We start from the raw sequence: 13,307 nt of genomic DNA on the forward strand, positions 1-13,307 counted from the left end.
CGGGCAGCGGGCAGCGGGCAGCGGGCAGCGGGCAGCGGGCAGCGGGCAGCGGGCAGCGGGCAGCGGGCAGCGGGCAGCGGGCAGCGGGCAGCGGGCAGCGGGCAGCGGGCAGCGGGCAGCGGGCAGCCGGCAGCCGGCAGCCGGCAGCCAGACAAGTAAGCGCACCCGTTCTGTTGATCGGGTGCACTGACCGCCCAAAGTCGACCGGTAATCACCCCCAAACCCGTGATCGGGTGCGCCTGCCGCCACTGCTTGGACCCACTCTCTGTTCGGGGAGAGCCCGGTCGCCTATGCCGAAGGGTGCGGGCCCGGCTCTGAGGCTGGGCGAGGCGGGGTGGGGCTGGGCGAGGCGGGGTGGGGTGGGGCTGGGCGAGGCGGGGTGGGGCGATAACCGCACCCAACGTTGTAGTTCGGGTGCGGCAGTGGTCCGGATCGGGGTGGTGAGCGGACCCAACGCATTGGCTGGGTGTGGTTGTGCCCCGAACCGGGGTGGTGAAAGCACCTAATGTCGTGGGCGGGGTTTCCTGCGATCGAGCGTGGAGCGGTAAGCGCGCCCAAATTCGTTGCGGGTGCGGGTGCGGGTGCGGGTGCGGGTGCGGGTGCGAGTGCAGGTAGCGGTGCGATGGTGGGAGCACCCACTCAGTTGCCGGGTGCGGGCGTACTCCGAAGTGCGGTGGGGTGCACCGCCATCGTGAGGGCTGGCCGGAACGGGGGCTGGCAACGACAACTGCGCGATTAGGTACGACTACTGGAGCGGGCTGGTGAGTGATGGACCGGCTGACCAGTTTGATGCCCGCGATCGGTGGCAGGAACATCCCCGGCACCCGGCACCCGGCACCCGGCACCCGGCACCCGGCACCCGGCACCCGGCACCCGGCACCCGGCACCCGGCACCCGGCACCCGGCACCCGGCACCCGGCACCCGGCACCCGGCACCCGGCACGTTGCTCATCGTTTGCAGCGTCCAGCACCCCGGCAGGCCAGCACCCCGGCACGTTGCCGTTATTGCCCGCATCGTCCGGCGGCTGTGTGCGGGATTCGGTGGACGAGGCGGCCGGGCGGAGCGACGGGCGGTGTTGGTGGCGGGGCTGGCGGGTGGGTGGAGCGGGGTGTGGGTCAGCCTCCGGCGAAGGGAGGGAGCACGTCGACGGTGGCCTCGGCGGGGAGGGGGGTGGTTCGGTCGTGGCAGGCGAGGCCGTCGACCAGGAAGCTGGCTGCCTTCAGGACCAGGGCCAGGCGTTCGCCGTGGCGGTCGGACAGCAGCTGGGTCAAGGCGTCCAGGGTGGGGGCGTCGACGAGTTCGCTGGAGATGCCGTCGGCGGCGGCCCGGGCCCCGGCGAAGTAGCGGACGGTCGGCATCGGTCAGCCTCCGATGGCGGACATGGGGCGGGCGGGCTGCAAGAAGGTGGGGTCGTCGATGCCGTGGCCGGCTCGTTTGCCTCGCATGGCTACCTGCCACGCGTCGGCTATCTCGTTGTCGGGGGCGCCGTCGCGGAGGAGTTTGCGCAGGTCGCTCTCGTCGGTGGCGAAGAGGCAGTTGCGGATCTGGCCGTCGGCGGTCAGGCGGGTGCGGTCGCAGTCGCCGCAGAACGGGCGGGTGACGCTGGCGATCACGCCGACGCGGGCTGGTTCGCCGGCGGCGTCGACGTGGTGGGGGATCAGCCAGGTTTCGGCCGGTGCTGTTCCACGTGAAACATTGTCGGGACGGAGGTCGAACGGCTTGAGGGCGGCCAGGATCTCGTCGGCCGTGACCATCTCGGCCCGGGTCCACTGATGCTGGGCGTCGAGGGGCATCTGCTCGATGAAGCGCAGTTGGTAGCCGTGGTCGAGCGCGAACTGCAGCAGGGCGGCGGCCTCGTCGTCGTTGACCCCGCGCATCAGCACCGTGTTGATTTTGACCGGGGTCAGGCCGGCGTCGGCGGCGGCGCGCAGGCCGGCGAGCACGTCGGCGTGCCGGTCGCGGCGGGTCAGGGTGTGGAAGCGGGCCGGGTCGAGGGTGTCCAGGGAGACGTTGACCCGGTTGAGTCCGGCTTCCTTGAGCGCGCCGGCGACCCTGTCCAGGCCGATGCCGTTGGTGGTGACCGACAGCTGCGGGCGTGGGTCGAGCCGGGCCGCGGCGGCGACGATGCCGACCAGGCCGCGACGGATCAGCGGCTCGCCGCCGGTGAAGCGGACCTCGGTGACGCCCAGCTGCTCCACCGCGATCCGGACCAGGCGGTTGACCTCGTCGTCGGTGAGCTGCTGTGGCTGCGGCATCCAGGCCAGACCCTCGGCCGGCATGCAATAGGTGCAGCGGAGATTGCACCGATCCGTCAGGGAGACGCGGAGATCGGTGGCGATGCGGCCGAAGCGGTCGGCGAGCACAGTCACGGACGCCACCGGGCCGGTTCGGCTGATCTCCTCGAAACACTCACCGATCGAATCTATCCTCTCCCATGCCGCGGTGCCGACACGCATTTTTCGGCCTGTGGACAGCGACGAGCCCGGCGGGGACGACATCGATGCGGAAACTCACCGCAGCCCTGCCAGAAACCGGCCGGCCTTCTCCGCCGCGGCACGGACCTGATCGCGGTACCCGGCGCCGAACGCCGCGGTGTGCACCAGGAGCAGATGCAGCTGGTGCAGAGCGACCCGATCCGCCCATCCGTCGTCGAGCGGCCACGCCTCCCGGTAGGCGGCCAGGATCCGGTCCTGATGCGGGACGCCGCCGAACATCGCCAGTGTCGCCAGGTCGGTCTCCCGGTGGCCGCCCTGCGCGGCGGGATCGACCAGCCAGCACCGGCCGTCGGCACCCCACATCAGGTTGCCCGGCCACAGGTCGCCGTGGATGCGGGCGGGCACGGTGCTTTGCGCGTACCCCACAAGGGTGTTGATCATCTGCTCGATCAGCGTGACGTCACCGGCCGGGAGAGCACCGCGGTCCGCTGAGATGCGCAGGTAGGGAAGCAGGCGGCGGTTGCCGAACCAGGTGCCCCACGGGCCCTCGGAGGGGGTGTTGTCGAGCGGGAGCGGGCCGATGTATCCCGGCCAGGCGGCGCCGAGGGTGTCGGCGCCCGAGCGGTGCAGTGCCGCCAGGCCGCGTCCGAAGTCCTCGGCCGCCTTCGGGGTCGGCGTTCCCGATTCGATCCAGGTGGTGACGAGGAGATCCGGGAGGGCGGCGATCACTTCGGGGATCGGCACCGCGTCCGCTGACCGCAGCCAATCGAGGCCTGCAGCCTCGGCGGCGAAATAAGCAGCGACAGAGGAAGCAGCGACAGAGGGAGCAGCGACAGAGGGAGCAGCGACAGAGGAGGCGGCGAAGGAGGCGGGCAGGGTCTTGGCGAACAGCGACGTGCCGTCGTCGAGCGTCAGACGGCGCACCGACCGGCCCACCGGGGTCTCCCGGATCCGTTGATGGGTGAGAAATGTCGGTAGGTGCTGGGGATGCGCGCGCAGGTACGCCATGTCCACGTGGTTATCTTGCTCTTCGGGTGACGGAAGTCCCTATTCAGAGGCAAAATGTCCGCATGGCCCCTGTCGCTGTGCGTTCTTACCGCCCGAGTGACCACTCCGCGGGCCGGCGTCTGTGGGCGGAACTCACCCGGCAGCACCACGAGATGTACGGCGGGGGCGACGACGACGGTGGCGCCGGTTTCGAGGAGTACCTGACGAGGCTGGACCTCTCCGGTCTCTGGGTCGCGGACCACGCGGACGACGGCGTGGTCGGCATGGTCGGGCTGATCATCCGGGGGCGGGCCGGTGAGGTCGACCCGGTGGTCGTCACCGTCACGCACCGGCACAAGGGTGTCGGGCGTCTGCTGCTGCAGCACGTCGCCGGGGAGGCCAAGCGGCGGAACATGACCGCCCTGACGATCTCCCCCGAGTCGCGCAACGTCGAGGCGATCCGCAGTCTGCACGCCGCCGGATACGACGTGGTGTCGTCGATCGAGCTGACCATGGACCTGGACCGGCACAGCAACGCCCGGCGCGAGGACAGCCTGCAACTCCACGAGCTGCCGTTCCGTTCGTGACCGCTGTGGACGACGAGCGTGTCGTCCACAGGCCGGAGATTCGGCACTCGCCGTGCACGGTCCCGCGGCGACGCTGCCCGCATGAGAACCGAACGCGCGCTGGCGCTCCGCACCCCGTCCGACCTCGTCGCCGCCCTGCCGTTCCTGCTGGGTTATCACCCCGCTGACGCCATGGTCGTGGTCGGGGTGACCGGCCTCAACCTCGATTTCGGTGCCTGTTACGACCTGACCGCGCCGGCGGCCACGACCCGCACGGCGGAGTTCGTCGAGGCCGTCGCGGTGCAGGGGTCGCAGACAGTGATCTTGATCGGTTACGGGCCGGCTGACCGGATCACCACGGCGATCGCGGTCCTCGGCGAGGCACTGCGGTCTGCCGGCCTGTTCGTGGAGGACGCGATCCGGGTGACCGGCGGGCGGTGGTGGTCCTACGTCTGCCGGGAGCCGCGCTGCTGCCCGCCGGAGGGCACACCGTGCCTGCCCGCCGACAGTGTGATCGCCGCCGAGGCCACCTACCGCGGGAGTGTGGCCCTGCCCAGCCGGCGTGACCTGGTGGCGCAGGTGTCCCGGCTGGACGGTCCGGTCCGGGTGGCGATGGTCGCGGCCACCGACCGGGCCCGGCAGCGGCTCACCGACCTGGCCGCCGCGGACCTCGGGGCCGGACGGCACGGGCGGATGATCCGGCAGGCCGGCCGGGACGCGATCCGGGCGGCCGAGCGGCGCTACCGGGACGGCGGCACGCTCGACCCGGACGAGACCGCCTGGCTGGGCATGCTGCTCGTCGACGTCCGGACCGAGGATTTCGCGCTGGACCGGTGCGACGGTGAGGACTGGCGGATCCGGCTCTGGACCGACGTGTTGCGCCGGGTCGAGCCGGTCTACGTGCCCGGCCCGGCCTGCCTGCTGGCGTACGCCGCCTGGCGGTCCGGCCACGGCGCGCTGGCCCGGGTCGCGCTGGACCGCGGGCTCGCCGAGAATCCGGACCACCGCCTGGCGTCGATGCTGCACGAACTGCTCGGGTTCGCGGTGCCGCCCCGCATGCTGATCTCCACCGAGGTCCGTGCCCGGCCGCGGCGGCCGCGCCGGAGACGAACCGGTCAGGGGCGGTCGGTCTCCTGACGGACGGTCTCCGCGCCCTGCTCCGCCGCCGACCGCAGCGTCGCCGACGGGGTCGGGTTGTCGGCGACCCGGGTCAGGCCGGGCACCCGGTCCTCGATCACGAAGGTGGCCCGGGTGTGCGCCGCCGCACCCGGGGTGGTCACGTACGGCAGGACCACGAAGTCCGCGGTCAGCGCGTCACCGGTGATCCGTGTCCGGACGTACCCGCGCTGGTTGTTGTAGAACCGCAGGTGCGGGTTCCATGCCGACCAGCTGTGGTTGCCGCTCGCCACGTCGGCGCCGTCGCCCCCGGAGGTGATCGACGAGCAGACCAGTTCGGTGCCGACCGTCCGTGACGTCGGGTCGTCGTAGTCAAGCTTGAGGTCGTCGGCCCAGTGGGCGTGCACGTCGCCGGTGAGCACCACCGGGTTGCGGACCCCGGCGTCCACCCAGCCGCGGGTGATCCGGTCCCGGGAGCCCTGATAGCCGTCCCAGGAGTCCATGCTGAGCACCTTCTGCGGCCCGGCGTTGTTGTCCCGCTGCCCGAAGAAGACCTGCTGGCCGAGGACGTCCCAGCGGGCGGTCGACCGGCGGAACCCGTCGAGCAGCCACTTCTCCTGCTCGGGGCCGGTGATGCTGCGGGCCGGGTCGGACGCCGCCGGGCAGTCCCGGTATCCGTCGCCGCAGCCCTGGTCGTCGCGGAACTGCCGGGTGTCGAGCATGTGGAAGGTGGCCAGCCTGCCCCAGTGCAGCCGGCGGTACAACTGCATGTCGATGCCCCGCGGGATGGAGGTGCGGCGCAGCGGCATGTTCTCGTAGTACGCCTGGAACGCGGCGGCCCGGCGGGTACGGAAATCCGGGTCGGGCTGTTCCGGCACCTCGCCGGCCCAGTTGTTGTCCACCTCGTGGTCGTCGAAGACCACCGCCCACGGGGCGACCGCGTGTGCCGCCTGCAGGTCCGGGTCGGCCTTGTACTGGGCGTGCCGCTGGCGGTAGTTCGCCAGCGTGACGGTCTCCGGCCCTTCGTGGTCGCGCGGGTTGCCGCCGGGGACGGTGTACGTGTCCGGCGCGTACTCGTACTGGTAGTCGCCCAGGTGCAGGATCAGGTCCGGTTCGTCCTCGGCCAGCCGCCGGTACGCGGTGAAGTACCCGTGTTCGTACTGGGAGCAGGAGACGAATGCCATCGCCAGCGGCCCGCCGGATGCCGAGCGGGCCGGTGCGGTGCGGGTCCGGCCGGCCGGGGAGGTGTAGCCCTCGGCCCGGAACCGGTAGAAGTACTCCCGTCCCGCCGAGAGCCCGTCCAACTCCACGTGCACGCTGTGGGCCCGGCTCGCCCGGGCGGTGGCCGTGCCTTTGCGGATCACTTTGCGGAACCGTTCGTCGGCGGCGAGTTCCCAGTGCACCGTGACGTCACGGGCGGGCATGCCGCCGAGTCCGTCCTCGGCGAGCGGGGTGACGGCGAGCCGGGTCCAGAGCACGAATCCGTCCGGTGCCGGGTCGCCGGATGCGACGCCGAGGGTGAACGGGTCGGTGCGTAAGGGCCCGCGGTGGGGCGCCGCGAAGGCGCCCGACGGCCAGACGACGGCGGCTCCGGCGGCGGAGCTCAGCAGCAGGGTACGACGCGAGACAGACATGTTCGCAGCCTCGCGGCCATGGATGACGGCAAATATGCCGTAGCGGAAATGCGATGTGGTCAGAACGTGACGCGTTGCGCCCCAGCGTAGATGTTCATGCGCGGCTCGCGGAGGAACCCGACAAGTGTCATCCCCGCCTCGTCGGCGAGTTCCACCGCGAGAGTGCTCGGCGCCGAAACGGCTGCGAGCAGCGGGACCCCGGCCATCCACGCCTTCTGCGTCAACTCGAAGCTGGCCCGCCCGGAGACCAGCAGGACGTGCCCGGCCAGCGGCAGCCGGCCCTCCTTCAGCGCCCAGCCGAGGACCTTGTCGACCGCGTTGTGCCGTCCCACGTCCTCGCGCAGCACCAGCAGCTCGCCCTCGGCGGTGAACAGGCCGGCCGCGTGCAGCCCGCCGGTGCGGTCGAAGGTGCGCTGTGCCGCCCGCAGCTTGCCGGGCAGCTCGACCAGGGTCTGCGCGGCGACCCGCATCGGGTCGGGCGTGACGTCGAACAGCGACTTGGTGCGGACCGCGTCGATGCTGGCCTTGCCGCAGACCCCGCAGGCGCTGGTGGTGTAGAAGTTGCGGCTCAGGTCGGTCACCGGCGGCGGCACGTGCGGGTCGAGGACGATGTCCACCACGTTGTACGTGTTCGGCGTGTCCGTACCGGCGCAGAGCTGGGCGGTCACGATGTCACCGGACTTGCCGATCACGCCCTCGCCGAGCAGGAACCCCATGGCCAGATCGATGTCGTCGCCCGGGGTGCGCATGGTGACCGCGAGCGGCTTCTTGCCGACCCGGATCTCCAGCGGCTCCTCGGCGGCGAGTTCGTCCTGCCGGCGGCGGGACCCCGGCGACGCGCTCAGATCGACGGTGACCACGGACCGGCGTGTCGTCTTCCTCCCCATGGGCGGAGCTTACGGCGCGGATACGGAGACGGCGAGCACGTCTTACTGAGCGCGCGGTCACGCTCGACAGCCGGGCGGGATACGGTACTCGGGTGGGGGGATTCGCGGCGGTGGTGCTGGCCGGTGGTGCGGCTCGGCGCATGGGTGGTGCCGACAAGCCGAACCTGGCTGTTGCCGGCCAGCCGATGCTGACCCGGGTCCTGGCCGCCGTGCACGATGCTGATCCACGCGTCGTCGTCGGCCGGGTGCCCGATGACCTGCCTGTTCCGGTGCACGTCACGCGGGAGGAGCCGCCCGGCGGCGGCCCGGTGGCGGCGGCCGCGGCAGGCCTCGCCCTGGTGCCCGAGACCATCGCGTTCACCGCGCTGCTCGCGGCCGACCTGCCGCTGCTGACCGGCGAGGCGATCGACGTGCTGCGTCTCACGATGGAGTCGGCGCCGATGACCGGTGCGGTCTACCGTGACGCTGACGGACACCTGCAGATGCTGTGCGGCGTGTGGCGGACGAAACCGCTGCGTGAGGCCCTGGTCCGGCTGGCGCACGACCGCGGCAGCCTGCACGGCGCCTCGATGCGCGAGTTGCTCTCCCACCTGCGGGTCGCCGAGGTGTCCTGGCGGCGACCGGGGCCACCGCCCTGGTTCGACTGCGACACCGACGACGACCTGCGGACCGCTGAGGAGTGGGCGCGTTGAGTGACCTGGACGCCTGGGTGGCCGAGGCGGGCGCGGCGCTCGGGGTGCGACCCGACGAGGTGCCGACGACCGAGCTGCTCGACATGGCCCGTGATGTGGCCCACAACGTTCTGCGGCCGGGGGCTCCGGTCACGGCGTACCTCATCGGTGTGGCCGTGGGACGCGGCGCGGACCCGGCGGCGGCCGCTGCCACGATCAGCGAGCTGGCGTTGAGATGGCCCGATCGCACCCGGTGAAAATTCGCGGCGCCGCTCGATAGGGTGACGGGAACGGAGGTGCGATCATGACGGCAGAAGGCGCCACGGGCGACGCCTATGAGGGCGGCCTGCTAGACGAACCGACCACGGCTGACCTGCGGGAGAAGGTGACGCAGGCCTGGCGCGAGTTCGCCACCGCACTGTCCGGCCTGCTCCCGGAGCTGCCGTCGGGTGGGCACGTCGACATCACCCTCGACCCGACTGCCTCCGGCACCGGCACCGCGATCTACTCGGTGAGCATCCGGGTGCTGGCGGACGGTGTCGTCGAGGCACTCGCGGTCGGCAACGCGGCGCTCCCGGCCGAGTTCCGGATGGACCGTGCGGCGGTCGCCGCGATGGTCGCGCTCGGCTGGTCCCCGCCCGGTGTGCTGGCCGACTCCGGCGATTCCTTCGGGGTGCGTGGTTCCCAGGACAAGGCGAGCCAGCTGGCCACCGTGGTCACCCGCACGTTGCGGGACGTCTACGGCGCTCCGCACCCGGCTTTCCTCGTCTATCTGGTGCACGACGAGGAGGACGAGCCGATCGAGACCGCTCCGCTGGGCACCGCCCGGCACGAGCCGAGCATCAGTGCCGGCATCAGCCTCGAGGACCTCGACGACGAGGCGGCCCTGGACGCCGCGCTCGAGGGTGTCACCGGCGATGTCGTCCCGCTCGACGACCGGGTCCGCACGGTGGTCGCCACCATGTCCAAGACGACCGTGGATCAGCTCCAGGTGGATGCGGACGGCGACATCGGCATCCGGGCCGGTTCGGCGATGGTCTTCGTCCGGGTGCGGGACAACCCGCCGCTGGTCGACGTCTTCTCACCGATCCTGACCGACGTCGAGCCGACCGAGCAGCTCTATGTGAAGCTGTCCGAGCTGACCAACCGGATGCCGATCGGCCGGCTGTACTGCGCGCAGGACACGGTCTGGGCGTCGATCCCGGTGTTCGGCCGCAATTTCCAGGCGATCCACCTGATGCTCGCGGTGCAGGTGATGACCGGTCTCGCCGACGAACTCGACGATCGGCTGCACGGCGAGTTCGGCGGCAAGCGGTTCTTCGGTGAGGGCGACAAGCCGACTCCGGCCAAGGAGGCTCCGTCGAGCGACGAGCACCGGCCGGGCATGTACCTCTAGATCGGGATCGTGGTCGGCGTCTCCTGGAGGCGCGACAGCACCACCATGCTGCGGGTGGACGTCACGAACGGCTCCGCCCGCAGCTTCTCCAACGCCTGCTCGAGGTGGCCGATGTCGGCCGCCCGCAGGTGCACGAGCGCGTCCGCCTGACCGGAGACCGTGTAGGCGCCGATCACCTCCGGGTGCCGCCGGGCGGCCACCGCGATCTGCGCCGGTGTGGTCCGCCCGGTGCAGAACAGCTCGACGAACGCCTCCGTGGTCCAGCCCACCGCGGCCGGTTCGATGACGGCGGTGAATCCCTTGATGACGCCGGAGGATCGGAGCCGGTCGACGCGTCGTTTCACCGCCGGGGCGGACAGGGAGACCTTCGCGCCGATGTCGGCGTACGAAGAGCGGGCGTCGGCGACGAGCAACGCAATGATTCGCTGGTCAACGGCGTCGATCTGCAACGAATCCCCTCCGGGGAGCAAGACTTCGAGCTGTTTGCTGCAACGGAGCCTACCTACCCTTTAACCTCATGAGCTACACGGAGCGCTTGCCGCGAAACAGGACATACCTCATGTGTCCGCCGGAGCATTTCACGGTCGAGTATGCGATCAACCCGTGGATGGACACCTCGGTTCCGGTCGACCCGGCGCTCGCCCTGAAACAGTGGTCGATGCTCAAGGACACCCTGACCGAACTCGGTCACGCCGTGCACGTGCTCGACGCGCGGCCCGGCCTGCCCGACATGGTGTACTCGGCGAACGGCGCCTTCTCGGTGGACGGCACGGTCTACGGCGCCCGGTTCCGGCACCCGCAACGGGCCGACGAGGCCGCCGCGCATCAGGCGTTCTACCGGACCGTGCCGTCGTGGCGATTCGTTGCTCCGGAGCACGTCAACGAGGGTGAGGGCGACTTCGCGTACCTCCCGGGCGCCTATGGCGGGATCGTACTGGCCGGGTACGGCTTCCGGACCGATCCGGCCGCGCACGCCGAGGCGCAGGAGGTGCTCGGCCGCCCGGTGGTCTCGCTGAGACTGATCGACCCGGCGTTCTACCACCTGGACACCGCGCTGGCGGCGCTCGACGACCGGCACGTCACGTACTACCCCGGCGCGTTCTCCCCGGCGTCCCAGCGGGTGCTGGCGCAACTCTTCCCGGATGCGGTCCTGGCCGACCGCGGCGACGCGGAGGCGTTCGGCCTCAACCTGGTCAGTGACGGCCTCAATGTGATCCTCAACACCGAGGCAGCCGCGATGAGGGATAAGGTGCGAGCTGCCGGGTACAACCCGATATCTGTGGACCTCTCCGAGCTCAAGCGTGGTGGCGGTAGCGTCAAGTGCGCGGTGGCCGAACTACGCCCCTGAGACCCGTTGCGCAAAGATGGATCGCATGACCGACGACACCCGAACCACTGAGCACAAGGACGATGGCACGGTCATCGTCGTGGGCCCGGACGGCCGTCCGATGGGCACCGTCGGGGAGGACGGCATGCTCACCCCGGAGGAGCCCGGCAACCTGATCGAGCAGCCGGCGAAGGTCATGCGCATCGGCAGCATGATCAAGCAGCTGCTCGAGGAGGTTCGGGCCGCGCCGCTCGACGAGGCCAGCCGGGGCCGCCTGCGGGAGATCCACCAGCGGTCGATCAAGGAGCTCGAGGACGGTCTGGCCCCCGAGCTGCGTGAGGAGCTGGAGCGGATCACGCTGCCGTTCGAGGGCGAGACCCCGCCGAGCGAGTCCGAGCTGCGGATCGCCCAGGCACAGCTCGTGGGCTGGCTGGAGGGCCTCTTCCACGGCATCCAGGCGGCACTGGTGGCCCAGCAGATGGCCGCCCGCCTGCAGCTCGAGCAGATGCGTGGCGGCGGCACCGGCCGTCCGGCGCTACCGATGGGGAGCATCCTGCCGGGCAAGGCCGGCGAGGCGCACGGGCCCTCCGGGCAATACCTCTAGAACCTCTTCTCCGGGTACGCGTGAAAGGCTCTCCGGCGTACCCGAAAAGGGGTCAGAGCGCGAAGAGGCGGCTCAGATAGGTGGCCACGCCGTCGTCGTCGTTGGTGACGGTCACGTCGTCGGCCACCGCCCGCAACGCCGGGTGCGCGTTGCCCATCGCCACTCCCCGGCCGGCCCAGGCCAGCAGCGGGATGTCGTTGGGCATGTCGCCGAACGCCACCACCTCGTCGGCGGTGATGCCGCGCTGCTCGCAGAACCAGGCCAGCCCGGCCGCCTTGGTCACCCCGGCCGCCGAGATCTCCACCAGCGCCGACGAGGACGACCGGGTCGCCTCGACGCGGTCGCCGAGCGTGCGACTGACCAGTTCCAGGAAGTCGTCCGGGTCCGCGGTCGCCGAGCGGGCCAGCAGTTTCACCGCCGGTTCGGAGGTCAGCTCCTCCGGGGAGGCGATCACCCGGATCCGCCGGTCGTGCTCCCACCGGATCTGCCAGGTCTCTTCGTGCCGGAAGGCCCGGCCGTCCTCGACCTCGACGGCCAGCGACACGTCCGGCACCACGTCACGGAGCTGCTTGGTCACCTCGAGCAGCAGGTCGACGCCGATGGTGTGGGCGCGCAGCACCTGGTCGGCGGCCGGATCGTAGATCACCGCTCCGTTGGCGCAGACCGCCGGCAGCGGTGTGGGCAACTGGTCGTTGAGCTGGGCGAGCCAGCGGACCGGCCGGCCGGTGACCAGGACGACCGGAACCGGAACCCGGCTGAGGACGTCGATGGTGGCGGGGGAGATCACGCGCTCGGAGGTGATGAGGGTGCCGTCGATGTCGGTGGCGACGAGCCGGAAAGGTGCCATCACCTCGACAATAGCCGGTCCAGAAACACCGCCACGCCGTCCTCGTCATTGGTGAGCGTCACCTCGTCGGCGACCGCCAGCAGCTCCGGATGGGCGTTGGCGACCGCCACCCGGCCCCAGCCGGCCCAGGCGAACATCGGCAGATCGTTGGGCATGTCACCGAAGACCAGCACGTCGGCCGGATCGACGCCGACCGCCTCGGCGACCACCGACAGGCCCGTGCCCTTGTCGCAGGCCGGCGGGCAGATCTCCACGTAGTCCAGTCCGGCCTGGGTCACCGTCGCCAGTTCCGGCGGCACCACCCGGCGGGCCACCGCCAGCAGATCGTCCACACCGATCTGGAACGACCGGGCGAACGCCTTGATCACGTCGCCGGTGAGGCACTCGGGACGGGTGCGGGCCTCCACCCGGACCGGGTAACGCCAGGTCGGGTCGTAGTCGCCCCAGAGCGGCGACTCGTCGTGGTGCAGCGCCTCGAACATCACCGAGAGGGGACCGACCACCGACTCGATGGTGCCGAGCGCCTGCCCGAGGGCCTCGCCGGAGATCCGGGCCTGCCGCAGGTAACGGTCCTCGGACTGATCGAGCACCCAGCCGCCCTGCGCCAGCACGAGATAGTCGGCGACCCGGATGTCGGTGCGCACCAGCGATGTCAGGCGGGGGCCGCGGCCGGTGGCGGCGACGATCCGGATGCCGGCGGCGCGAACCCGGTCGAGGACCTCATGCGTATACGCGGAGACGGTGTCATCGCTGCGTACGAGCGTGCCGTCGAGGTCGGTGGCGATCAGTTTCGGAAGACCGGGCTTACGCATTTCCACCTCCGGGGTCATGAACCC

General features: G+C 71.0%; 15 protein-coding genes. 7 read left to right on the forward strand and 8 right to left on the reverse strand.

All coding sequences use genetic code 11. The annotated features are described in order from the left end of the window. Positions 1-1,116: 1,116 nt before the first annotated feature. The 3 genes from QSK32_RS26105 to QSK32_RS26115 all read right to left on the reverse strand — a co-directional run bounded on the left by QSK32_RS26105 (position 1,117) and on the right by QSK32_RS26115 (position 3,450). Positions 1,117-1,359, reverse strand: a complete 243-nt coding sequence (locus QSK32_RS26105) for a MoaD/ThiS family protein (RefSeq protein ID WP_285473416.1) — start codon at positions 1,357-1,359, stop codon at positions 1,117-1,119. A 3-nt stretch (positions 1,360-1,362) separates the two neighbouring features. Beyond that, positions 1,363-2,379, reverse strand: coding sequence for a GTP 3',8-cyclase MoaA (gene moaA, locus QSK32_RS26110; protein WP_045744712.1), 1,017 nt, complete (start codon positions 2,377-2,379; stop codon positions 1,363-1,365). A gap of 132 nt (positions 2,380-2,511) precedes the next feature. Continuing rightward, entirely contained in the window at positions 2,512-3,450 is a 939-nt protein-coding gene (locus tag QSK32_RS26115) for a fructosamine kinase family protein (RefSeq protein ID WP_285473417.1), read from the reverse strand. Between the two features lie 56 nt (positions 3,451-3,506). Here QSK32_RS26115 and QSK32_RS26120 point away from each other — a divergent pair, with 56 nt between their 5' ends. Then, complete coding sequence (locus QSK32_RS26120) at positions 3,507-4,010, forward strand: GNAT family N-acetyltransferase (protein ID WP_045744689.1); 504 nt, start codon at positions 3,507-3,509, stop codon at positions 4,008-4,010. 81 nt (positions 4,011-4,091) lie between these two features. Further along, entirely contained in the window at positions 4,092-5,126 is a 1,035-nt protein-coding gene (locus QSK32_RS26125; protein ID WP_045744688.1) for a DUF4192 domain-containing protein, read from the forward strand. Here the strand turns inward: QSK32_RS26125 and QSK32_RS26130 are convergent. Together QSK32_RS26130 and fdhD are read right to left on the reverse strand one after the other, a co-directional pair. Then, on the reverse strand, positions 5,105-6,739 hold the full coding sequence (locus tag QSK32_RS26130; RefSeq protein ID WP_285473418.1) for an alkaline phosphatase D family protein: 1,635 nt from the start codon (positions 6,737-6,739) through the stop codon (positions 5,105-5,107). The genes QSK32_RS26125 and QSK32_RS26130 overlap by 22 nt on opposite strands. A gap of 59 nt (positions 6,740-6,798) precedes the next feature. After that, positions 6,799-7,626 (reverse strand): formate dehydrogenase accessory sulfurtransferase FdhD, encoded by an 828-nt coding sequence (gene fdhD / locus QSK32_RS26135; protein WP_285473419.1) that lies wholly within the window; start codon positions 7,624-7,626, stop codon positions 6,799-6,801. A gap of 92 nt (positions 7,627-7,718) precedes the next feature. Here fdhD and mobA point away from each other — a divergent pair, with 92 nt between their 5' ends. From mobA to QSK32_RS26150, 3 genes are read left to right on the forward strand one after another with little or no spacing between them, the layout of a single operon-like run. Further along, the gene (gene mobA, locus QSK32_RS26140) at positions 7,719-8,318 is read left to right on the forward strand and encodes a molybdenum cofactor guanylyltransferase (RefSeq protein WP_281179085.1); all 600 of its coding nucleotides are present in this window, start codon (positions 7,719-7,721) and stop codon (positions 8,316-8,318) included. Next, entirely contained in the window at positions 8,315-8,554 is a 240-nt protein-coding gene (locus QSK32_RS26145; RefSeq protein ID WP_045744710.1) for a DUF6457 domain-containing protein, read from the forward strand. Before mobA ends, QSK32_RS26145 begins: the two co-directional genes overlap by 4 nt. A 47-nt stretch (positions 8,555-8,601) precedes the next feature. Beyond that, positions 8,602-9,693, forward strand: coding sequence for a T3SS (YopN, CesT) and YbjN peptide-binding chaperone 1 (locus QSK32_RS26150; protein ID WP_045744685.1), 1,092 nt, complete (start codon positions 8,602-8,604; stop codon positions 9,691-9,693). Here the strand turns inward: QSK32_RS26150 and QSK32_RS26155 are convergent. Next, positions 9,690-10,142 (reverse strand): Lrp/AsnC family transcriptional regulator, encoded by a 453-nt coding sequence (locus tag QSK32_RS26155; protein WP_045744684.1) that lies wholly within the window; start codon positions 10,140-10,142, stop codon positions 9,690-9,692. The two genes, QSK32_RS26150 and QSK32_RS26155, sit on opposite strands and share 4 nt — an antisense overlap. Before the next feature lie 68 nt (positions 10,143-10,210). Between QSK32_RS26155 and ddaH the strand changes: the two genes are divergently transcribed. Together ddaH and QSK32_RS26165 are read left to right on the forward strand one after the other, a co-directional pair. Beyond that, positions 10,211-11,041, forward strand: a complete 831-nt coding sequence (gene ddaH, locus QSK32_RS26160) for a dimethylargininase (protein WP_083449271.1) — start codon at positions 10,211-10,213, stop codon at positions 11,039-11,041. 25 nt (positions 11,042-11,066) lie between these two features. After that, positions 11,067-11,624 (forward strand): bacterial proteasome activator family protein, encoded by a 558-nt coding sequence (locus tag QSK32_RS26165; protein ID WP_157411220.1) that lies wholly within the window; start codon positions 11,067-11,069, stop codon positions 11,622-11,624. Positions 11,625-11,676: 52 nt separating this feature from the next. On the opposite strand, the gene QSK32_RS26170 is transcribed toward QSK32_RS26165, so the two are convergent. Both QSK32_RS26170 and QSK32_RS26175 read right to left on the reverse strand, forming a co-directional pair. Continuing rightward, the gene (locus QSK32_RS26170) at positions 11,677-12,471 is read right to left on the reverse strand and encodes a Cof-type HAD-IIB family hydrolase (protein WP_045744681.1); all 795 of its coding nucleotides are present in this window, start codon (positions 12,469-12,471) and stop codon (positions 11,677-11,679) included. Beyond that, positions 12,471-13,283, reverse strand: coding sequence for an HAD family hydrolase (locus tag QSK32_RS26175; protein WP_045744680.1), 813 nt, complete (start codon positions 13,281-13,283; stop codon positions 12,471-12,473). The genes QSK32_RS26170 and QSK32_RS26175 overlap by 1 nt, the downstream gene beginning before the upstream one ends. Positions 13,284-13,307 lie beyond the last annotated feature (24 nt).

Source organism: Actinoplanes sp. NBRC 101535, assembly GCF_030269225.1.
GTDB lineage: Bacteria > Actinomycetota > Actinomycetes > Mycobacteriales > Micromonosporaceae > Actinoplanes > Actinoplanes rectilineatus.